Below are 18,130 nucleotides of genomic sequence, written 5' to 3'. Positions count from 1 at the left end.
AGGGCACAGCATTTTGATCTGATTTGTCTGAACGTTTTCTTTGGCCCGGGTGTCCGCTGCTTGTGGTTCTACAATCTGTGGTTTAGCCCTGTAATGTGATTTACAGATAGTTCTGAGCTGACCCATGGGCACCGAAAACAATTCTTTTGAAGACCGTGTGGCGCGGATCAAACAGCGCTCGCAAGAAAACGCAAGCAAGGTGCCCCCGTCCAGAAGCGATAGTATCTGGCAGCGCCTGGGTTATCCCACTGCGTTTCTGGGGGCTTTTTTACTGGGGGTTATGGCGGTTTTCCTGACCCGTTTCATTCAATATCAATCGGTTGGAATTCCGGTGCATAGCCAGGTTGATACGCAGGACTTCGTCAGTCTCGGGCTTGCAGGCGGGGCCTGTATAATGGTGATGATGTTTTTGAAAGGTAAACTGCGCGAGTTCGCCGGGGCACTTACGGTTGGCGCGTTGGTGACAACTTTCACCTTTCATAATCTCGTGTGGAAATACCCGGTGGTTTTCGAACATATATACGGAGAAGACTGGGTGGATTTTGTCAAAGACACGACTGAACCCTCCAGTCTGAATCTGTTTGGCACCATCCTTCCATTTGGTTGACGGTCAGGTAATCGGTCCAGGCGATATTGACATCCAACCCGAGTCCTTGGCCAATGCGGGGCATTTTCCAGCCCCGGAGCCTGACGCAGTATGACCCCAAACACAACAGGCGCCCTGCTGATGATGGGCAGCATGGCGGCGTTTACCCTGAACGACACGTTGGTAAAGGTTGCCCTGCAGGAACTGCCTTTGTTTCAGTTGGTGGCTATGCGGGGGATATTGGCAGTTTTTCTGATCTATATCCTTGCCAGGTCTTTGGGAACGTTACATCTGAATTTTTCGCGCCGCGACAAATGGCTGATTGCATTGCGCTGCCTTGCCGAGTTGTCGGTAACATTCTTTTTTCTGACAGCGCTCAAGAACATGCCGCTTGCCAATGTCACGGCCATTCTTCAGGCATTGCCTCTCACGGTGACGTTGGGTGCGGCATTGTGCTTTTCGGAACAGGTTGGTTGGCGACGCGCAATCGCAATAGCCATAGGCTTCGTAGGTATGCTGCTGATCGTCAGGCCCGGACCTGACGGGTTCAGCCTGTATTCCATATATGCGCTGATTGCTGTGGCTTCGATAACGGTTCGGGATCTTATCACCCGACATATGTCGGCCAATGTGCCGTCAATGGTTGTCACCCTTGCGACGTCAGCGTCCATCGCAGGGGCAGCGGCGATTGCTTCGGTATTTGAAGGTTGGGTTCCGGTCTCGGCCATGGCTGGGCCGCTGGTTGCGGCGGCAGCTGTGTTTGTGCTGCTGGGCTATTTGTTCAGTGTCATGGTCATGCGTCAGGGCGACGTTGGGTTTGTCGCACCGTTCCGGTATTCCAGCCTGATCTGGGCGCTCGGGTTGGGTTGGGTCGTGTTTGACGAATGGCCGGACACTGTGACGATGCTGGGTGTTCTCCTGATTGTGGGAGCAGGGTTATTCACATTGCTCCGGGAACGCGTTCGTCAGGGCGCGGCGTGAACCCGTGTGACGATGTCATGGTCGATAGCGAATTGAGACAGGAATTCGGCCTTCTGCTGAGGGGTAAGAGGGTTTAGTTCGACATTGGTGTTTCTGGTGCGCGGTGAATCATTGAAGCGGTTCAGGCCCCGCACCCACATCGGCGTGTCCGGTCGGGTGACGACTGGCATCGCTCGGTTGATCCTGTTGTGGGTAAAGTTCATGATCGACTTTTGCTCGCCCCCCCGCACATACATCCCAAGCCCGGCCGTCATCAAAGGGCGATGCACGCGCGCGGCCTGAATGCCATCGGTACTAGCCCGGGCGAAGTAGCCGCAATTGAAATCCACGGCAACCAAGGCGCGGTTCTGAAACAGATCGGCGCAATCCCGGACGCAACCCCGCAACCGTTCGACGAAATTCACGGATACGGCGTCATCATCGTCATGGCGAAATTGCAGGCATGGCTGGTTCAGGTCGGCCCGTGCTGAATTCAGGACCTCTTGCATGACTTTTCGGTGTCGTCCCGGTGGTTGCGCGACAATGCGCACCTGCATTAGGTTGGATGTCAGATCATGCAGACGATCAAATGCCGGTTTGGGCAGGCATTCACCGACCACAATCACCAATAGGAAATCTTCGTCGGATTGTTTTCTGAATCCGGGCAGTGCGATGGTTTCGAACAGGCGAAACCGCTCTTCCAGCCTGTCCGGTTGGTACAAGAATTGCCGTCTTTCTCCGACGGATTCATGGGTTGTCTGAAATCCCCCAATTGCGGGATATGAAAAACGGCAAAGACCAATGACCTGCATCTTTTCAACTCCGGATCATTTGGTTGCATACACCGCTTTGATTTCATCCGGATCAATAGAGAATCGCACCTGAAATTCGTAATCCAACTCGGCTGTGAGAGGCAGGAGTTCGGTGGTGTCGTTTTGCGCGTGATCGGAATCGTTGAATCCGTTCAGCGTGCGGACCCACATCGGTGCGTCAGGGTAATTGATCATGGGCATGAACCTGGCCAATCTGTTGTGCAGGCGATCAAATATAGTCCGTGTACTGCCGCCCTGAACAATCATACCCAGCCCGACACCCAGCAGCGACCTGTAGACCTGCGCCGCATGAATACCTTGCGCATCGCACCGGGCAATGTACCCGCGATTAAAATCTATCGCGACAGACTCGCTCTTCTGAATCAGCCCTGCGTTGTCCTGAACAGCAGAACGCAGCCCTTCGATAAAATCGACAGATACTGCGTCATCGTCGTCATGCCGGAATTGAAGGCAAGGCTGATTTGGATCAGTTCGGGCGGAGTTCAAAACCTCTCGCATGATCTGTTTATGATCAGCTGGTTCCTTTTTGATGATACGGATTTGTTTGATCCCTGCGGTCAGATCATGCAGACGATCTGCGCAGGACTTCGGCAGGCAGGTTCCGGTCAGAACCAAAAGTTCAAAATCCCCATCTGTCTGGGCGCGAACGCAGGGCAGCGTAATGGCTTCGAACAGGCGAAACCGCTCTTCCAGCCTGTCGGGTGCGTATAGAAATTGCCGGCGATTTTCGATAGTTTCATATCCGGCCTGGAAACCGCCTATGGCGGGATAGGAAAAGCGGCACAGGCCAATTACTTGCATAGTTTATCCATCGGCTGGTATCCCGCGCGACTATGCCTGTGCCGCGTTTGCGTCGCAACGGGTGTTGTACTGGCTTGACGCAGGGCATTCTGCCCGACGTGTCTGTGTATATCCGCCAAGGGTGTTCGGCATAGTGCTGTTGACACTCGGTCCGCAACCCCCTATTACGCGCGTGATCTCGGTGCCGGGGGCCGCCCCGTAGCCGATTCCAGTAATGAACTGGTCAAGGCCCGAACAATTTTGAAGTTCGCGCCCTCTGAGAAACAACCGCGACGTTCACCTCGGAATGGGAACGCTCGTGGGTTTTGCGCTTGTGGACGCATAAGCGCAGCGAATTTAGCCGCACGCAACGCGCGTGCATGTCATGTGTGTTGCAAAACGGGGAAAGAACCGGAATGCCAACTATTCAACAGCTGATCCGCAAGCCGCGGCAGCCTAAAATAAAACGCTCGAAGTCCATGCACCTGGAGCAGTGCCCGCAGAAGCGCGGCGTCTGCACCCGCGTGTACACCACCACACCAAAAAAGCCGAACTCGGCTATGCGTAAGGTTGCCAAAGTGCGCCTGACCAACGGGTTCGAGGTGATCTCGTACATCCCGGGTGAAAGCCACAACCTTCAGGAACACTCGGTTGTTCTGATCCGTGGCGGTCGTGTAAAAGACCTTCCCGGTGTGCGTTACCACATCCTGCGCGGTGTTCTGGATACTCAGGGCGTCAAAGATCGTAAGCAACGTCGTTCGAAATACGGCGCGAAGCGTCCCAAGTAAGAAGGAGAGGCTGATATGTCACGTCGTCACGCCGCCGAAAAACGCGAAGTCCTGCCTGACGCCAAATTTGGCGACAAGGTACTGACCAAATTCATGAACAACCTGATGATCGACGGTAAGAAGTCGGTTGCAGAGCGCATCGTCTACAACGCCTTTGACCGTGTTGAAGGCAAGATCAAGCGCGCACCTGTCGAAGTGTTCCACGAAGCGCTCGACAACATCAAACCGTCGGTCGAGGTTCGCTCGCGCCGGGTTGGTGGTGCAACCTATCAGGTCCCGGTCGAAGTGCGCCCCGAGCGCCGCGAAGCACTGGCCATCCGCTGGCTGATCACTGCTGCGCGTGGCCGTAATGAAAACACCATGGAAGAGCGCCTTGCGGGCGAGCTGCTGGACGCCGTACAGTCCCGTGGTACCGCCGTTAAAAAGCGCGAAGACACCCACAAGATGGCCGAGGCGAACAAAGCCTTCAGCCACTACCGTTGGTAATTCCAGAGGCTTATCAAAATGGCACGCGAATATACACTCAACCATTACCGTAACTTCGGTATCATGGCGCATATCGATGCAGGTAAAACCACCTGCTCAGAGCGTATCCTGTATTACACCGGCAAATCCCACAACATTGGTGAGGTGCACGATGGTGCAGCCACCATGGACTGGATGGAGCAGGAGCAGGAACGCGGCATCACCATCACCTCGGCTGCGACCACCACTTTCTGGGAACGCACCGAAGACGGTGAAACCGCTGACTCGCCCAAGCACCGCCTGAACATCATCGACACCCCCGGCCACGTTGACTTCACCATCGAAGTTGAACGCTCGCTGGCGGTTCTCGACGGTGCCGTCTGCGTTCTGGACGCAAACGCCGGTGTTGAGCCCCAGACCGAAACCGTGTGGCGTCAGGCTGACCGCTACAAGGTTCCGCGTATGGTGTTCGTCAACAAGATGGACAAGATCGGCGCGGACTTCTTCAACTGCGTTGCAATGATCGAAGATCGTACCGGCGCACGTGCTGTCCCGGTTGGTATCCCGATCGGCGCAGAAACCGAGCTGGAAGGCCTGATCGATCTGGTCACCATGGAAGAATGGCTGTGGCAGGGTGAAGACCTTGGTGCAAGCTGGGTCAAAGCACCGATCCGTGACAGCCTGAAAGACATGGCTGACGAATGGCGCGGTAAAATGGTCGAAGCGGCCGTCGAAATGGACGACGACGCAATGATGGAATACCTGGAAGGCAATGAGCCCGACGTTCCGACCCTGCGCGCTCTGCTGCGCAAGGGTACTCTGGAAATCGCGTTTGTTCCGGTTCTGGGCGGTTCCGCGTTCAAGAACAAAGGTGTTCAGCCGCTGCTTAACGCTGTGATCGACTATCTGCCCAGCCCGCTGGACGTTGTTGATTACATGGGCTTCAAACCCGGTGACGAAGAAGAAACCCGTAACATCGCCCGCCGTGCGGATGATGATATGGCGTTCTCGGGTCTGGCGTTCAAAATCATGAACGACCCCTTTGTTGGTTCGCTGACCTTTACCCGCATCTACTCGGGTACTCTGGCCAAAGGAGACACGCTTCTGAACTCGACCAAGGGTAAGAAAGAGCGTATCGGCCGGATGATGATGATGCACTCGAATGATCGTGAGGAAATCACGGAAGCATTCGCAGGTGACATTATCGCATTGGCAGGTCTGAAAGACACCACCACGGGCGACACCCTGTGTTCGACCGGTGATCCGGTGGTTCTGGAAACCATGACCTTCCCTGATCCAGTGATCGAGATTGCGGTTGAGCCGAAAACCAAGGCTGACCAGGAGAAAATGAGCCAGGGTCTGGGCCGTTTGGCCGCCGAAGACCCGTCTTTCCGCGTGGAAACTGATCTGGAATCGGGTCAGACCATTATGAAGGGTATGGGCGAACTTCACCTGGACATCCTGATTGACCGTCTCAAGCGTGAATTCAAGGTTGAAGCGAACATTGGTGCGCCGCAGGTGGCCTATCGCGAAACCATCGGTCACGAAGCCGAGATCGTTTACACCCACAAGAAACAGTCGGGTGGTTCGGGTCAGTTCGCCGAGGTGAAGATGATCATCTCGCCGACAGAGCCGGGCGAAGGCTATTCGTTCGAATCTCGCGTTGTTGGTGGTTCGGTGCCCAAGGAATATATCCCGGGTGTCGAAAAAGGTATCAGATCCGTTATGGATAGCGGTCCGCTGGCTGGCTTCCCTGTGATCGACTTCAAAGTTGCCCTGATCGAAGGTAAATACCACGACGTGGACTCCTCGGTTCTGGCCTTTGAAATCGCGGCTCGTATGGGTATGCGCGAAGGCATGCGCAAAGCTGGTGCGAAACTGCTTGAACCGATCATGAAGGTCGAAGTGATTACCCCGGAAGAGTATACCGGAGGTATCATTGGTGACCTGACATCACGTCGGGGACAGGTTTCCGGTCAGGAAAACCGCGGTAACGCCATCGCGATCGACGCGTTCGTTCCGCTGGCCAACATGTTCGGCTACATCAACACTCTGCGTTCGATGTCGTCGGGCCGTGCCCAGTTCACCATGCAGTTCGACCACTACGATCCGGTTCCGCAGAACATCTCGGACGAGATCCAGGCGAAATACGCATAAGCGAAATCGGGGAAGGGGCGTTCGACCTCTTCCCTTTCTCAATGACAGGAGGCCATCATGGCAAAGGAAAAGTTTGAGCGTAATAAGCCGCACGTCAACATCGGCACGATTGGCCACGTTGACCATGGTAAAACGACGCTGACCGCAGCAATCACCAAGTATTTCGGTGACTTCAAAGCGTATGACCAGATTGACGGTGCGCCTGAAGAAAAGGCTCGTGGCATCACCATCTCGACCGCCCACGTGGAATACGAGACCGACGCGCGCCACTATGCGCATGTCGATTGCCCCGGCCACGCCGACTACGTCAAGAACATGATCACCGGTGCGGCGCAAATGGACGGCGCGATTCTGGTTGTGAACGCAGCTGACGGCCCGATGCCGCAGACCCGCGAGCACATCCTGCTGGGCCGTCAGGTTGGCATCCCGAAGATGGTCGTGTTCATGAACAAAGTGGACCAGGTTGACGACGAAGAGCTGCTGGAACTGGTGGAAATGGAAATCCGCGAGCTGCTGTCTTCATATGACTACCCCGGCGACGACATTCCGATCATTGCCGGTTCGGCTCTGGCCGCGATGGAAGGCAACAACCCTGAAATCGGCGAAGAGAAGATCCGCGAACTGATGGCGGCTGTTGATGAGTATATCGACACCCCAGAGCGTGCCGTTGACCAGCCGTTCCTGATGCCGATCGAAGACGTGTTCTCGATCTCGGGTCGTGGTACCGTTGTGACCGGTCGTGTTGAGCGTGGCGTGATCAACGTTGGCGACGAGATCGAAATCGTCGGCATCCGCGACACCAGCAAAACCACCTGTACCGGCGTTGAAATGTTCCGCAAGCTGCTGGACCGCGGTGAAGCGGGCGACAACATCGGCGCGCTGCTGCGTGGTGTTGACCGTGAAGGCGTTGAGCGTGGCCAGGTTCTGTGTAAGCCGGGCTCGGTAACACCGCACACCAAGTTCGAAGCCGAAGCCTACATCCTGACCAAGGAAGAGGGTGGCCGTCACACGCCGTTCTTCGCGAACTACCGTCCGCAGTTCTACTTCCGGACCACTGACGTGACCGGCACCGTGACCCTGGCAGCTGGCACCGAGATGGTCATGCCCGGCGACAACGTGTCGTTCGAAGTTGAACTGATCGCCCCGATCGCGATGGAAAACGGCCTGCGCTTCGCCATCCGCGAAGGCGGCCGCACCGTCGGCGCTGGCGTCGTGTCGAAAATCGTCGAGTAAGGCGCGCTTGTCGCGCCTGGTTGCGGCAGGCGATTTTCCAAAGGAAAATCTGCCGGAAGCAACTCGGTTGAACTAAAGAGGGCCGTCCCACATGGGGCGGCCTTTTTGTGTTTAGGTCTTTACCAAAGAGTTTTTCTCAATGTATGCGGCGCATTCGGTGAAGCCACGCACTCGGATTTTCTCCAGTTCAATCGGAGTAACGGGCAAGTCATAACCAACGTGCCTGGATAGGCCCTCGCATTCTGGACCAATTTTGGCCGAGCACCCGGGCAAAGTACTAACCACCGTCAAAATGACTATCAAAAAACGCATTTCGGAACCTCTACAATTGTCTCTTCGTTATAAATTTTGCTATCTTTAAGGGTCATTTGTGCTCGCAACATTATTGCTTTTTCGCGACTAACCCTTTCGGGTAGCCTAATAGCAAGGACGCGAGAAAAGTCTTCTCCGACTTTGGCAATGTTCTCCACTTCTATCAGTTGTTCTGAAATCCGGAGTTGATTGTCCGGCGTGTCGACGATCTCTCTATAATCCAAGGTGTAAGCTTGAATGGAAAAACTAACAGGTTCGATAATTACACCTTTTGGATTTTGCACTTTCATCTGTGCAACCAGCGTGCAGTCTTCTTGAATTTTACCGGATACGTTCAAGATTGCGTGGATTGAATGATCCTGTCTTACGAAAACATACCACGCAGCCGCAATTGCACCGATAACTACAACAGTTTTTTGCAATATACCTAATATCTTATCCGCTTTGTCCATATAAGGTCACTCCAAAATCAGACGAGTTCAAAATGTGAAAGCTGAGGCTTCCTTTGAGATGAATGCTAAATGAGAGATTGTACAATAGAATGAGTAGATTCAATATCACCCTCGGCGACTTCCCCCTTGCCAAACCCCACCAACCCCTGTAGATCGCGCGAGTTCTCACTAAGAACTTCAAGGCGGGGTGATTCCCGCCTTTTGGGTTCGATGAGGGTTGGCGATGCGCGCTTGTCCTCCTCTCAACCTCAACGCCTGATAAAAGGCTGTTATTATGCAAAGCCAAAATATCCGTATTCGGCTGAAGGCATTTGACTATCGCGTTCTGGATGCCAGCACGCAAGAGATCGTCAACACTGCCAAGCGGACCGGCGCGAACGTGCGCGGCCCGATCCCGCTGCCGAACAAGATTGAGAAGTTCACGGTTCTCCGTGGCCCTCACGTTGACAAGAAATCCCGCGACCAGTTCGAGATCCGCACCCACAAGCGTCTCTTGGACATCGTTGATCCGACCCCCCAGACCGTTGACGCGCTGATGAAGCTCGACCTCGCTGCTGGTGTGGACGTCGAGATCAAGCTGCAGTCGTAAGATCGGAGGGTATAGATTATGCGCTCTGGTATTATCGCAAAAAAAGTTGGCATGACCCGCCTGTTCATGGAAGACGGCAAGCAGATCCCTGTGACCGTTCTTCACCTGGACAACCTGCAGGTCGTTGCACAGCGCACTGATGACAAAGACGGCTACACCGCCGTTCAGTTGGGTGCTGGTGCTGCCAAGGCAAAACGCACCTCGAAGGCCATGCGCGGTCACTACGCCGCTGCCAAGGTCGAGCCCAAGCGTAAGCTGGCCGAGTTCCGCGTCTCTGCTGACGGCCTGATCGAAGTGGGCGCCGAAATTTCGGCAGAACACTTCCTGGAAGGTCAGAAGGTTGACGTTTCGGGCACCTCGATCGGTAAAGGCTTTGCCGGTGCAATGAAGCGCCATAACTTCGGTGGTCTGCGCGCCTCGCACGGTGTTTCGATCAGCCACCGTTCGCACGGCTCAACGGGTCAGTGTCAGGACCCGGGCAAGGTGTTCAAAGGCAAGAAGATGGCCGGTCACATGGGTGCTGCCCGTGTTACTACCCAGAACCTGGAAGTCGTCAAAACCGATGCCGACCGTGGTCTGGTGTTCATCAAAGGCGCCGTTCCTGGACCGAAGTCGGGCTGGGTTACCGTCAAGGACGCCGTGAAGAAGAAAGCACCGGAAGGCCTGCCTTTCCCGGCTGCTGTGAAATCGGCTGCAACCGAAGCACCTGCGGAAGAAGCTCCCGCGGAAGGTGGTGAAGCATGAAACTTGATGTAATCAAACTGGACGGCGGCAAAGCCGGCGACATCGAGCTGAACGCAGACCTGTTCGGTCTCGAGCCGCGTGCGGACATCCTGCACCGTGTGGTCCGTTGGCAGCGCAACAACGCGCAAGCCGGCACCCACAAGGTCAAGACCCGCCGCGAGACCAGCTACTCGACCAAGAAGATCTATCGCCAGAAGGGCACCGGTGGCGCTCGCCATGGGGACCGTAACGCGCCGATCTTCCGTGGTGGTGGTATCTACAAAGGTCCGGTCGTGCGTTCGCATGGTCATGACCTGCCGAAGAAGTTCCGCAAGCTTGGCCTGCGCCACGCTCTGTCGGCAAAAGCCAAGGCAGGTGAACTGGTTGTGATCGAAAACGCCGAAGCCGAAGGCAAGACCGCCGCTCTGGCCAAACAGGTTGCAAACCTGGGCTGGAAACGCGCTCTGGTTATCGATGGCGCGACCGTGAACGAAGGGTTCCTGAAAGCGTCCAAGAACATCGAAGGTCTGGATATCCTGCCGTCGATGGGCGCAAACGTCTATGACATCCTCAAGCGTGACACTCTGGTGCTCACCAAAGCGGCTGTCGAAGCACTGGAGGCTCGTCTGAAATGAGCGCGAAGGCAGAACACTACGACGTGATCCGCAAGCCGATCATCACCGAAAAGTCGACCATGGCGTCTGAGAACGGCGCGATTGTCTTTGAAGTGGCGATCGACAGCAACAAACCGCAGATCAAAGAAGCGGTTGAATCGCTGTTTGGCGTCAAGGTGAAGGCGGTGAACACCACCATCACCAAAGGCAAGGTCAAGCGGTTCCGCGGCCAATTGGGCAAGCGGAAGGACGTCAAAAAAGCATATGTGACCCTGGAAGAGGGTAACACCATCGACGTGAGCACCGGTCTTTGATCCGACGCTTACTGCAACTATTCACGGCCTCGGCGGTTCAACCCGCCGGGGCCGATTTCGTTTCAGGTACTGGAACCGGATTGAATGCTGCCCAGGACGATTCAGGTGGGCTGTGGCTGGACGGGTTGAAATGAGAAGGAACTTAACCGCCTGTGAGAGGCCGCAGGTCGTTGGATCAAACCTTCCTCAGGTGACGGTAGTATTCCGCGTCGTGTGTCGCGTTTAAGGACGCTCGCGCTTGTCCTATGGATCGTGGTGAAAAAACTCATTGGCGCAGCCCAGGTTTCTGCCGAGATTGTTTCTTCGTTGTGTTTCCCAAGTGCTGCAGGGCCGCTTCGCAGCTTCAATCGAACCATTACGTTGATTTTAGCGTCGTAGGGCGACGAAATGGTTGGATCCGGGAGAGGGCATGCCGCACATGTTTTAGTCCTCAGGCCGCTCCTGAAAGCCCTGTGTGCCAGACGGGAGTCTATTTCAGAAAACAGAAAAGGCGCCGGATGGCGCCTTTGAGTTGGTTTGCCGGTATTTGCGGTTACGAGCAGTATACGTGCCGGTGCGCAATGTCCGCGATGTCGCAACGGCGGACGCCAATGTCATCCAATTCGCGGTTGCTCAGGTGCTGCAATTCGGAATAGGTGCGCTGATACTCAGCGGCACGTGCACGCACCGTTTTGATCCGTACGATCATGTCCGCGATCCGTGTGCCGAAGTTGAAGCCGGTATTTGTCAGTGTTGCGGTTGTCATTTCTATGTTCCTTTCTCTAATCAGGGCGAATTCCCTGACGTTTCCTTGTGTGTTCCTTATTTGGACAAAGCTGAGATAGGCGTGAAGTTTATCGCTAACAACCGAAGTTTCGGTCTAGCCGATATGCGTTAGGGGAATAGCGTTGCGGCCACGTTTTCGGTTCTGCGTCAAAAACAGAAATGCAAGTCATCACAAAAACCTACCAAAAGGGCTTTATTCAAGTGGAGCGCAATTGGCACTAATTGTTCAGACTCGATGCAGCTTGAACAATGCGTCTTTCTCCCAAGGGAATGGGGTGGTGGAACTCGGAGCCTTCTTTTGAAAAGACCAGTCTTTGGATTTTCCGAAAGGATTCGAGATATTCTGCGTAACTGGTGACATCCACTGCCTTGGGGGCGGGTAAGATGTCTCCTAGAGGGCCATAATAGCCTAGCACACTGATCTCCATCTCTGCCTTGCTATTTCCCAGCTGTGCTTCAGCAGCGATGTTTGGAATTGAAACCTGCGCCCCTAGTTCAAACCGGTCTGCATTGACCTCAAGGCGCACAGAGACTCCGACCTCGTATTCATCACCATCCGCGTCAAGCAAAACTGTGAATGACTTGGCTTCTTGAAAGACACCTACTCGTTTCCCCTTTACGTCGATCCCCAAGAGACGAGAGAATAGGTTAGACCGGCCGTTTGCGTCCCAGAAATAGGACCGGGCAACAGTAATATGCCGATCCAGCTTCAAGGTGCTGGCCGCGTTAGCCTCTTGCGTGGTTCGGATTAGCTTTTCAGCTTTTTGATACTTTTCGTCACCAATTCTGAGAATCTCGGATTCGGCAGGTTCGGACTCGGTATCGGTCATCGGCAAACCTCATGACTATATCGCTCAAAAGCTTAATCAAGATGTTGCAAAAGTCTAGTCTGACCACGCTCACGAGAGCGCTCGTTGACCCATTGGCGCCCGTCAATAGTTGCAGTGTGGAAGTCAGATCAAAGTGATGTTTCCCGGTGTTTAGAAGGTCAAAAAGCGAAAAAAAACGCCCCTGACCGAAGTCAGAGGCGTTCTTAGTTCTTCAAAGAGGCTGCGTTTAGCCGCGCTCTTCGACGATCTCTACCAGATGCGGGATCTTGCGGATCATACCGCGGACCGAAGGAGTATCCTCCAGCTCACGGGTTTTGTGCATCTTGTTCAGGCCCAGACCGATCAGGGTCGCGCGTTGTTCGGCGGGGCGGCGGATCGGTGAGCCGATCTGCTTGACGACGATGGTTTTTGCCATGGGTCGCTCTCCTTATGCTTCTGCTTCAGCAGCAGCCGGTGCTTCTTCCCGCTTGGGCAGGATGTCGGCAACCTTTTTGCCACGACGCTGTGCGACCGAACGCGGGCTCTGCTCTTTCTGCAGGCCGTTGATGGTGGCACGGATCATGTTGTACGGGTTCTGCGAGCCCAGCGACTTGGAAACAACGTCCTTAACGCCCAGCATTTCGAACACGGCACGCATCGGACCACCGGCGATGATACCGGTACCTTCAGGTGCTGTGCGCATAACCACTTTACCGGCGCCGTGACGGCCCTCGATGTCGTGGTGCAAGGTCCGACCTTCGCGCAGCTGCACGCGGATCATCTGACGCTTGGCTTGTTCGGTTGCCTTACGGATGGCCTCGGGTACTTCTTTCGCTTTACCTTTGCCAAAGCCGACACGGCCTTTCTGATCGCCGACAACCACCAGAGCGGCGAAGCCAAAGCGCTTACCACCTTTTACGGTTTTCGACACACGGTTGATCGCAACCAGACGATCTGCGAATTCCGGAGCTTCGTCGCGGTCACGACCACGGCCCCGGCGGTTATCACGTTCTGCCATTTTGGCATCCCTTTTCTTTGGTGACGCTTGCGGCGTCGTTTGTTCAATCCAAGTGGGCCCCGGCATTGCCAAGGCCCCCGGATCATCGGGGCGGATCGAAACCCGCCCGCAAGTCTTAGATCTTCAAACCACCTTCACGCGCAGCGTCGGCGACAGCCTTCACTTTGCCGTGGAACAGGAAGCCGCCGCGATCGAAATAAGCCTCTTCGACGCCTGCCTTCTTGGCACGCTCGGCGATGGCTGCGCCGACTTTCGCCGCCGCTTCGACGTTGTTCTTGCCAACGATACCCAAGTCTTTTTCCAGGCTCGAGGCTGAGGCCAGGGTCACGCCACGTACGTCGTCGATCAGCTGAACAGAGATGTTCTTGTTCGAACGATGTACGGACAGGCGCGGACGACCCGCGTTGACCTTGCGAAGTTTGTTCCGAACGCGCAGGCGGCGCTTCAGAAACAGGGTTCTTTTGCTGTTTGCCATTGTCTGCGTCCTTACTTCTTTTTGCCTTCCTTGCGGAAGATGAACTCGCCCTTGTAGCGGATGCCTTTGCCCTTATAGGGCTCGGGACGGCGCCATTCGCGGATTTTCGCCGCGGTTTCGCCCACCTGCTGCTGGTCGTTTCCTTCCACAATGATCACGGTCTGCTTCGGTGCGGTGATGGTGACACCTTCCGGAGCAACGAAATCAACGTCGTGGCTGTAGCCCAGGTTCAGCTTCAGGGTGTTGCCCTGCATCTGTGCCCGGTAACCAACACCCTGGATCTCCAGCTCTTTCTTGAAGCCTTCGGTCACACCGGTCACCAGGTTTGCGACCATCGTGCGGCTCATGCCCCACTGCTGGCGCGCGCGCTTGGACATGCCGCGGGGGTTGATTTGAACCACGTTGTCTTCGACCGACAAAGTCACATCGTCGGTTGCGGTGAAGCTGCGGGTGCCTTTCGGACCTTTGACTTCGATGGTCTGACCCGACACAGAGGCGGAAACGCCGCTGGGCAGCTCGACCGGTTTTTTACCAATACGAGACATTGCAGACCTCCTTAGAAGACGGTGCAGAGCACTTCGCCACCAACATTGTTGGAGCGAGCGTTCTGGTCCGACATCACACCTTTCGGAGTGCTGACAATCGACACGCCCAGACCCTGACGGACCTGCGGGATGTCATTGACGCCCATGTATACGCGACGACCGGGTTTTGAGACCCGCTTCAGTTCGCGAATGACAGGGGTGCCTTCGTAGTATTTCAGGCTGATTTCGATGGCCGGATGACCGTTTTCACCGGTCGTCGCCTCATAGCCACGGATATAACCTTCGTCCGCCAGCACGTCCAGAACCCAACCACGCAGCTTGGAAGCCGGGGTGGAAACGGTGGACTTGCCGCGCATTTGCGCGTTGCGGATACGGGTGAGCATATCGCCGATAGGATCATTCATATCTATGTCTCCCTTACCAGCTCGATTTCACCATGCCGGGGATCTGACCAGCAGAACCCAGCTCGCGCAGCGCGATACGGCTGACCTTCAGCTTACGATAGTAAGCGTGAGGACGACCGGTCAGCTGACAACGGTTGTGAAGACGGGTTGCCGAGCTGTTGCGCGGCAGTTTCGCCAGTTTCAGACGCGCTTTGAAACGCTCTTCCATCGGCTTGCTCTCGTCATTCGCGATTTCTTTCAGCTCGGCACGCTTTGCGGCATATTTGGCCACCAGGCGTTCGCGCTTCTTCTCGCGTTCGATCATTGCTTTTTTAGCCATGTCTCAAATCCTCCCGGCGATCAGGCGTTGAACGGCATGTTGAAAGCTTTCAACAGTGCCTTGCCTTCAGCGTCGGTTTTCGCTGTGGTGGCAATTACGATATCCAGGCCCCAGACCTCGTCGACTTTGTCGAAATCGATTTCGGGGAACACGATGTGCTCTTTCATGCCCATGGCAAAGTTGCCCTGACCATCGAAAGACGGCTTAACACCACGGAAGTCACGAATACGCGGCATCGCGATGGTGATCAGACGATCCAGGAATTCGTACATCCGGTCACCGCGCAGGGTTACCTTGGCGCCCAGCGGCATGTCTTCACGGACGCGGAAGCCTGCGATTGACTTTTTCGCCAGTGTCGCAACAGCCTGTTGGCCAGCAATCGCCGTCAGATCCGCAACAGCCGCTTTGGCTTTCTTGGAATCACGAACAGCTTCTGCACCACAACCGATGTTCAGAACGATTTTTTCCAGCTTAGGCAGCTCCATGTCGTTCTTGTAGCCGAACTCTTCTTTCAGAGCAGGGCGGATGGTTTCAGCGTACTGAGCCTTCAGACGTGGGGTATAGTTTGCAGTATCAAGCATCGATCACGTCCCCCGTGGTCTTGGCGAAACGAACTTTCTTGTCACCTTCCATGCGGAAGCCAACGCGGGTTGCTTTGCCGTTCTTGTCCAGCAGTGCCAGGTTCGACAGCTCGACCGGGTTTGCTTGAGGCAGGCGACCACCTTGCGAACCTTGCGACTGACGTGTGTGGCGGATGGCAATGTTGATGCCGTCGACAACAGCTTTTCCGGCTTTCGGGTCAACCGAGGAAATGGTTCCCTCTTTGCCCTTGTCCTTGCCGGCCAGCACGACGACCTTGTCGCCTTTGCGGAGTTTAGCAGCCATGATTACAGCACCTCCGGAGCGAGCGAGATGATTTTCATGAAGTTCTTGCTGCGCAGTTCACGAACAACCGGGCCAAAGATACGTGTACCTACGGGCTCGTTGTTGTTGTTCAGAATAACGGCGGCGTTGCGATCAAAGCGGATCGCGGTGCCGTCTGCGCGGCGGACTTCCTTGGCGGTGCGTACGACGACGGCCTTGCGGACGTCACCTTTCTTTACGCGGCCGCGTGGGATGGCTTCCTTCACCGAGACGACAATGATGTCGCCGACGGAGGCGTATTTACGCTTGGAACCACCCAGGACCTTGATGCACTGAACTCGGCGTGCGCCGGAGTTGTCAGCGACATCCAGATTGGTCTGCATCTGGATCATGTGGTTTCTCCCGACCTGTGGGGGCTGGTCTCGTTAGATCCCCCAGGGTTTCGACAAATGAAAAATCCCGGAAGCTTACGCTTCCAGAACTTCCCAACGTTTCGTCTTCGATTTCGGCGCGCATTCGATGATGCGTACGGTGTCGCCGACCTTGAAGGCGTTCTTTTCGTCGTGAGCCCGGTATTTCTTGGACTTACGAACGGTTTTGTGCAGCAGCGGGTGCTTAAAGCGACGTTCGACCGAAACGGTCACGGTCTGCTCGTTGGCGTCGCTGGTTACGGTGCCGGACAGGATACGCTTGGGCATCTGATTACTCCTCGGATGCCGCTACAGCGGCCTTTTCGTTCAGAATGGTTTTGACGCGGGCAGCATTGCGGCGCGCCGCCTTGATGCCGGCGGTGCTTTCCAGCTGACCGGTTGCCTGTTGAAAGCGCAGGTTAAAGCTCTCTTTCTTCAGGTTGGCCAGTTCCTCGCGGAGCTGGTCCGGGGTCTTGTCACGCAGTTCTTGGGCGTTCATCGCCTTTTTCCTTTGCTCAAAACACCAGAAGGCCCCGTACACGGGTCACCTTTGACCTGGTGGATGAATGATAGACATACGAATCCCCCGACTCAGCCGGGGGACCGCAAGATGACGCTCTATAGGGGGTTCAGGGGTGGGTGACAAGGGAAAGTTTGCACACCATTCTGAAGGATTGTTTTGCTCTGATACCCAAGTTTCAAATCGTTGGTAGTTGTCGAGACGCCTTGGTCCGGTCTACCCGCGATTCTCAAACTGTTGGCCTTTGAACGTATGCTGACCTATCATCATGGTTTGATTTTAGTGATTGTTTAACGGTGAGGTGCCTTATGCAACGTTCCAAATTATCGATCTTTACATTTACAATGTTGATGTCTGCATCCTTTGCTACGGCTGCGCCCGACGGCAAATGGACCCTGACCATCAATTCCAGCCGACCCTGGCAGATGGATATTACCGTCAACAACAACACACCACAGGTTCTTGCGGCTCATGGAATTACGCCAGAAGGCATTAAGGTTCGAAAAGTCACAGATGATCGGCTGCAATTCGATGCAACGATTTCCAAACAAGGCAGTTGTTCGTCGGGAAGCGTGATGAAGTTTGACCTTAAATTCAAAAACGGGGCCTACAGATCCGGCTCCGTGAATGGCAACTGCATCGGGTTCCCAAAGTTTCGCGCTCGGGTGTCTGCCAAGTAATCTGCAAAACGCAAAACGCGGCCTCGTTTGCACGAGACCGCGTCTGCAACTGTCTAAGTCTGAGTGACTTACGCCAGAGCGATGTTCACAGCCGACTCGCGACCGTCACGGCCGGGTTCGATGTCGAATGTTACTTTCTGGTCGTCGGCCAGGCCGGTCAGACCCGAGCGCTCAACAGCAGAGATGTGTACAAACACGTCTTTGCCACCGGTCTCCGGTGCAATGAAGCCAAAACCCTTAGTTGTGTTGAACCATTTTACGGTGCCATTGGCCATATCCGTATTCTCCTAATAAATTGCTGTCCGCGGAATTGCGACAGCGCGGCGTGGTAGGTCTGGATCGAGAGACTGAACGCCGAAAATCGGGAGACAGTGGTCGAAAAAGAAAAACGTAAGCGTGCTTCACATGGTCCATGGCGGCACATATTGCAAGGCTAATCGGCAACCTGAGGTGAAACGTGATTGGAAAAGGTACAGTCCAGACATCTCGCAATCGATATACTGGGGCAATCAGCG

General features: G+C 55.0%; 29 protein-coding genes. 12 read left to right on the top strand and 17 right to left on the bottom strand.

Annotated elements, in window-relative coordinates; all coding sequences use genetic code 11:
• Positions 1-124: 124 nt before the first annotated feature.
• Entirely contained in the window at positions 125-607 is a 483-nt protein-coding gene (locus Q0816_RS19720) for a hypothetical protein (protein WP_298853854.1), read from the top strand.
• Between the two features lie 90 nt (positions 608-697).
• Positions 698-1,567, top strand: coding sequence for a DMT family transporter (locus Q0816_RS19715; protein ID WP_298853853.1), 870 nt, complete (start codon positions 698-700; stop codon positions 1,565-1,567).
• Here Q0816_RS19715 and Q0816_RS19710 read toward each other — a convergent pair.
• Positions 1,552-2,358, bottom strand: a complete 807-nt coding sequence (locus tag Q0816_RS19710; RefSeq protein ID WP_298853851.1) for a putative rhamnosyl transferase — start codon at positions 2,356-2,358, stop codon at positions 1,552-1,554. The two genes, Q0816_RS19715 and Q0816_RS19710, sit on opposite strands and share 16 nt — an antisense overlap.
• A 15-nt stretch (positions 2,359-2,373) precedes the next feature.
• On the bottom strand, positions 2,374-3,180 hold the full coding sequence (locus Q0816_RS19705) for a putative rhamnosyl transferase (protein ID WP_298853848.1): 807 nt from the start codon (positions 3,178-3,180) through the stop codon (positions 2,374-2,376).
• 395 nt (positions 3,181-3,575) lie between these two features.
• On the opposite strand from Q0816_RS19705, the gene rpsL reads away from it, so the two are divergent.
• The 4 genes from rpsL to tuf are packed head-to-tail and all read left to right on the top strand — an operon-like array spanning position 3,576 to position 7,802.
• Positions 3,576-3,947, top strand: coding sequence for a 30S ribosomal protein S12 (rpsL, locus tag Q0816_RS19700; RefSeq protein ID WP_009810698.1), 372 nt, complete (start codon positions 3,576-3,578; stop codon positions 3,945-3,947).
• 15 nt (positions 3,948-3,962) lie between these two features.
• Positions 3,963-4,433, top strand: coding sequence for a 30S ribosomal protein S7 (rpsG, locus tag Q0816_RS19695; protein ID WP_008756926.1), 471 nt, complete (start codon positions 3,963-3,965; stop codon positions 4,431-4,433).
• 18 nt (positions 4,434-4,451) lie between these two features.
• Positions 4,452-6,569, top strand: a complete 2,118-nt coding sequence (fusA, locus tag Q0816_RS19690; protein ID WP_282120247.1) for an elongation factor G — start codon at positions 4,452-4,454, stop codon at positions 6,567-6,569.
• A gap of 57 nt (positions 6,570-6,626) precedes the next feature.
• Positions 6,627-7,802 carry an elongation factor Tu gene (gene tuf, locus Q0816_RS19685; protein ID WP_298849637.1) on the top strand — a complete coding sequence of 392 codons (1,176 nt, stop codon included), beginning with the start codon at positions 6,627-6,629 and terminating at the stop codon, positions 7,800-7,802.
• 299 nt (positions 7,803-8,101) lie between these two features.
• Here tuf and Q0816_RS19680 read toward each other — a convergent pair whose 3' ends face one another.
• A complete protein-coding gene (locus Q0816_RS19680; RefSeq protein ID WP_298853841.1) occupies positions 8,102-8,566 on the bottom strand; it encodes a hypothetical protein in 465 nt (154 codons plus the stop codon).
• A 274-nt stretch (positions 8,567-8,840) separates the two neighbouring features.
• Between Q0816_RS19680 and rpsJ the strand changes: the two genes are divergently transcribed.
• The 5 genes from rpsJ to Q0816_RS19655 are packed head-to-tail and all read left to right on the top strand — an operon-like array spanning position 8,841 to position 10,940.
• Positions 8,841-9,155 carry a 30S ribosomal protein S10 gene (gene rpsJ, locus Q0816_RS19675; RefSeq protein WP_008756422.1) on the top strand — a complete coding sequence of 105 codons (315 nt, stop codon included), beginning with the start codon at positions 8,841-8,843 and terminating at the stop codon, positions 9,153-9,155.
• A gap of 18 nt (positions 9,156-9,173) precedes the next feature.
• Positions 9,174-9,899, top strand: coding sequence for a 50S ribosomal protein L3 (rplC, locus tag Q0816_RS19670; RefSeq protein ID WP_298853839.1), 726 nt, complete (start codon positions 9,174-9,176; stop codon positions 9,897-9,899).
• Positions 9,896-10,513, top strand: a complete 618-nt coding sequence (gene rplD / locus Q0816_RS19665; protein WP_298853836.1) for a 50S ribosomal protein L4 — start codon at positions 9,896-9,898, stop codon at positions 10,511-10,513. The genes rplC and rplD overlap by 4 nt, the downstream gene beginning before the upstream one ends.
• On the top strand, positions 10,510-10,806 hold the full coding sequence (locus Q0816_RS19660; RefSeq protein ID WP_058272362.1) for a 50S ribosomal protein L23: 297 nt from the start codon (positions 10,510-10,512) through the stop codon (positions 10,804-10,806). Before rplD ends, Q0816_RS19660 begins: the two co-directional genes overlap by 4 nt.
• The gene (locus Q0816_RS19655) at positions 10,803-10,940 is read left to right on the top strand and encodes a hypothetical protein (RefSeq protein WP_298853831.1); all 138 of its coding nucleotides are present in this window, start codon (positions 10,803-10,805) and stop codon (positions 10,938-10,940) included. The genes Q0816_RS19660 and Q0816_RS19655 overlap by 4 nt, the downstream gene beginning before the upstream one ends.
• Positions 10,941-11,338: 398 nt before the next feature.
• On the opposite strand, the gene Q0816_RS19650 is transcribed toward Q0816_RS19655, so the two are convergent.
• The 13 genes from Q0816_RS19650 to rpmC all read right to left on the bottom strand — a co-directional run bounded on the left by Q0816_RS19650 (position 11,339) and on the right by rpmC (position 16,914).
• The gene (locus tag Q0816_RS19650) at positions 11,339-11,551 is read right to left on the bottom strand and encodes a DUF1127 domain-containing protein (RefSeq protein ID WP_298853829.1); all 213 of its coding nucleotides are present in this window, start codon (positions 11,549-11,551) and stop codon (positions 11,339-11,341) included.
• A 238-nt stretch (positions 11,552-11,789) separates the two neighbouring features.
• The gene (locus Q0816_RS19645; protein WP_298853827.1) at positions 11,790-12,401 is read right to left on the bottom strand and encodes a hypothetical protein; all 612 of its coding nucleotides are present in this window, start codon (positions 12,399-12,401) and stop codon (positions 11,790-11,792) included.
• A 226-nt stretch (positions 12,402-12,627) separates the two neighbouring features.
• Entirely contained in the window at positions 12,628-12,816 is a 189-nt protein-coding gene (gene rpmD / locus Q0816_RS19640; RefSeq protein ID WP_050605831.1) for a 50S ribosomal protein L30, read from the bottom strand.
• A 12-nt stretch (positions 12,817-12,828) separates the two neighbouring features.
• The gene (rpsE, locus tag Q0816_RS19635) at positions 12,829-13,398 is read right to left on the bottom strand and encodes a 30S ribosomal protein S5 (RefSeq protein WP_298853825.1); all 570 of its coding nucleotides are present in this window, start codon (positions 13,396-13,398) and stop codon (positions 12,829-12,831) included.
• Positions 13,399-13,513: 115 nt separating this feature from the next.
• Entirely contained in the window at positions 13,514-13,873 is a 360-nt protein-coding gene (gene rplR, locus Q0816_RS19630) for a 50S ribosomal protein L18 (protein WP_298853823.1), read from the bottom strand.
• A gap of 11 nt (positions 13,874-13,884) precedes the next feature.
• Positions 13,885-14,418, bottom strand: a complete 534-nt coding sequence (rplF, locus tag Q0816_RS19625) for a 50S ribosomal protein L6 (RefSeq protein ID WP_298853821.1) — start codon at positions 14,416-14,418, stop codon at positions 13,885-13,887.
• An 11-nt stretch (positions 14,419-14,429) separates the two neighbouring features.
• On the bottom strand, positions 14,430-14,822 hold the full coding sequence (gene rpsH / locus Q0816_RS19620) for a 30S ribosomal protein S8 (RefSeq protein ID WP_008757119.1): 393 nt from the start codon (positions 14,820-14,822) through the stop codon (positions 14,430-14,432).
• A 13-nt stretch (positions 14,823-14,835) separates the two neighbouring features.
• Positions 14,836-15,141 (bottom strand): 30S ribosomal protein S14, encoded by a 306-nt coding sequence (gene rpsN, locus Q0816_RS19615; protein WP_010437098.1) that lies wholly within the window; start codon positions 15,139-15,141, stop codon positions 14,836-14,838.
• Positions 15,142-15,161: 20 nt separating this feature from the next.
• On the bottom strand, positions 15,162-15,722 hold the full coding sequence (gene rplE, locus Q0816_RS19610) for a 50S ribosomal protein L5 (protein WP_298853815.1): 561 nt from the start codon (positions 15,720-15,722) through the stop codon (positions 15,162-15,164).
• Complete coding sequence (rplX, locus tag Q0816_RS19605) at positions 15,715-16,026, bottom strand: 50S ribosomal protein L24 (protein ID WP_298853813.1); 312 nt, start codon at positions 16,024-16,026, stop codon at positions 15,715-15,717. Before rplX ends, rplE begins: the two co-directional genes overlap by 8 nt.
• A 2-nt stretch (positions 16,027-16,028) precedes the next feature.
• On the bottom strand, positions 16,029-16,397 hold the full coding sequence (gene rplN / locus Q0816_RS19600) for a 50S ribosomal protein L14 (protein ID WP_155148681.1): 369 nt from the start codon (positions 16,395-16,397) through the stop codon (positions 16,029-16,031).
• A 75-nt stretch (positions 16,398-16,472) separates the two neighbouring features.
• On the bottom strand, positions 16,473-16,703 hold the full coding sequence (rpsQ, locus tag Q0816_RS19595) for a 30S ribosomal protein S17 (protein ID WP_085823139.1): 231 nt from the start codon (positions 16,701-16,703) through the stop codon (positions 16,473-16,475).
• Between the two features lie 4 nt (positions 16,704-16,707).
• Positions 16,708-16,914 carry a 50S ribosomal protein L29 gene (gene rpmC, locus Q0816_RS19590; protein WP_058283508.1) on the bottom strand — a complete coding sequence of 69 codons (207 nt, stop codon included), beginning with the start codon at positions 16,912-16,914 and terminating at the stop codon, positions 16,708-16,710.
• Between the two features lie 329 nt (positions 16,915-17,243).
• Here rpmC and Q0816_RS19585 point away from each other — a divergent pair, with 329 nt between their 5' ends.
• On the top strand, positions 17,244-17,615 hold the full coding sequence (locus Q0816_RS19585) for a hypothetical protein (protein WP_298853800.1): 372 nt from the start codon (positions 17,244-17,246) through the stop codon (positions 17,613-17,615).
• 68 nt (positions 17,616-17,683) lie between these two features.
• Here Q0816_RS19585 and Q0816_RS19580 read toward each other — a convergent pair whose 3' ends face one another.
• Positions 17,684-17,890: a cold-shock protein gene (locus Q0816_RS19580; RefSeq protein ID WP_010437077.1), complete on the bottom strand. Its 207-nt coding sequence runs from the start codon at positions 17,888-17,890 to the stop codon at positions 17,684-17,686.
• Between the last annotated feature and the right edge of the window lie 240 nt (positions 17,891-18,130).

The sequence above is a fragment of the uncultured Ruegeria sp. genome (genome assembly GCF_947497005.1).
GTDB lineage: Bacteria > Pseudomonadota > Alphaproteobacteria > Rhodobacterales > Rhodobacteraceae > Ruegeria.
This window is presented reverse-complemented; position numbering and strand designations above follow the sequence as displayed.

Excerpts from the sequence above, each read along its gene's own strand:
- Q0816_RS19720 (WP_298853854.1), top strand. The coding sequence starts at position 125 with ATGGGCACCGAAAACAATTCTTTTGAAGACCGTGTGGCGCGGATCAAA.
- rplF (WP_298853821.1), bottom strand. The coding sequence starts at position 14,418 with ATGTCTCGTATTGGTAAAAAACCGGTCGAGCTGCCCAGCGGCGTTTCC.
- rplD (WP_298853836.1), top strand. The coding sequence starts at position 9,896 with ATGAAACTTGATGTAATCAAACTGGACGGCGGCAAAGCCGGCGACATC.
- rpmD (WP_050605831.1), bottom strand. The coding sequence starts at position 12,816 with ATGGCAAAAACCATCGTCGTCAAGCAGATCGGCTCACCGATCCGCCGC.
- Q0816_RS19710 (WP_298853851.1), bottom strand. The coding sequence starts at position 2,358 with ATGCAGGTCATTGGTCTTTGCCGTTTTTCATATCCCGCAATTGGGGGA.
- rpsL (WP_009810698.1), top strand. The coding sequence starts at position 3,576 with ATGCCAACTATTCAACAGCTGATCCGCAAGCCGCGGCAGCCTAAAATA.
- Q0816_RS19585 (WP_298853800.1), top strand. The coding sequence starts at position 17,244 with ATGCAACGTTCCAAATTATCGATCTTTACATTTACAATGTTGATGTCT.
- rpsH (WP_008757119.1), bottom strand. The coding sequence starts at position 14,822 with ATGAATGATCCTATCGGCGATATGCTCACCCGTATCCGCAACGCGCAA.
- Q0816_RS19705 (WP_298853848.1), bottom strand. The coding sequence starts at position 3,180 with ATGCAAGTAATTGGCCTGTGCCGCTTTTCCTATCCCGCCATAGGCGGT.
- Q0816_RS19660 (WP_058272362.1), top strand. The coding sequence starts at position 10,510 with ATGAGCGCGAAGGCAGAACACTACGACGTGATCCGCAAGCCGATCATC.
- rpsJ (WP_008756422.1), top strand. The coding sequence starts at position 8,841 with ATGCAAAGCCAAAATATCCGTATTCGGCTGAAGGCATTTGACTATCGC.
- Q0816_RS19650 (WP_298853829.1), bottom strand. The coding sequence starts at position 11,551 with ATGACAACCGCAACACTGACAAATACCGGCTTCAACTTCGGCACACGG.
- rpsG (WP_008756926.1), top strand. The coding sequence starts at position 3,963 with ATGTCACGTCGTCACGCCGCCGAAAAACGCGAAGTCCTGCCTGACGCC.
- rplE (WP_298853815.1), bottom strand. The coding sequence starts at position 15,722 with ATGCTTGATACTGCAAACTATACCCCACGTCTGAAGGCTCAGTACGCT.
- rpmC (WP_058283508.1), bottom strand. The coding sequence starts at position 16,914 with ATGAACGCCCAAGAACTGCGTGACAAGACCCCGGACCAGCTCCGCGAG.
- rpsN (WP_010437098.1), bottom strand. The coding sequence starts at position 15,141 with ATGGCTAAAAAAGCAATGATCGAACGCGAGAAGAAGCGCGAACGCCTG.
- rplN (WP_155148681.1), bottom strand. The coding sequence starts at position 16,397 with ATGATCCAGATGCAGACCAATCTGGATGTCGCTGACAACTCCGGCGCA.
- Q0816_RS19580 (WP_010437077.1), bottom strand. The coding sequence starts at position 17,890 with ATGGCCAATGGCACCGTAAAATGGTTCAACACAACTAAGGGTTTTGGC.
- Q0816_RS19645 (WP_298853827.1), bottom strand. The coding sequence starts at position 12,401 with ATGACCGATACCGAGTCCGAACCTGCCGAATCCGAGATTCTCAGAATT.
- fusA (WP_282120247.1), top strand. The coding sequence starts at position 4,452 with ATGGCACGCGAATATACACTCAACCATTACCGTAACTTCGGTATCATG.
- rplC (WP_298853839.1), top strand. The coding sequence starts at position 9,174 with ATGCGCTCTGGTATTATCGCAAAAAAAGTTGGCATGACCCGCCTGTTC.
- rpsE (WP_298853825.1), bottom strand. The coding sequence starts at position 13,398 with ATGGCAGAACGTGATAACCGCCGGGGCCGTGGTCGTGACCGCGACGAA.
- rplR (WP_298853823.1), bottom strand. The coding sequence starts at position 13,873 with ATGGCAAACAGCAAAAGAACCCTGTTTCTGAAGCGCCGCCTGCGCGTT.
- Q0816_RS19715 (WP_298853853.1), top strand. The coding sequence starts at position 698 with ATGACCCCAAACACAACAGGCGCCCTGCTGATGATGGGCAGCATGGCG.
- rpsQ (WP_085823139.1), bottom strand. The coding sequence starts at position 16,703 with ATGCCCAAGCGTATCCTGTCCGGCACCGTAACCAGCGACGCCAACGAG.
- rplX (WP_298853813.1), bottom strand. The coding sequence starts at position 16,026 with ATGGCTGCTAAACTCCGCAAAGGCGACAAGGTCGTCGTGCTGGCCGGC.
- Q0816_RS19680 (WP_298853841.1), bottom strand. The coding sequence starts at position 8,566 with ATGGACAAAGCGGATAAGATATTAGGTATATTGCAAAAAACTGTTGTA.
- tuf (WP_298849637.1), top strand. The coding sequence starts at position 6,627 with ATGGCAAAGGAAAAGTTTGAGCGTAATAAGCCGCACGTCAACATCGGC.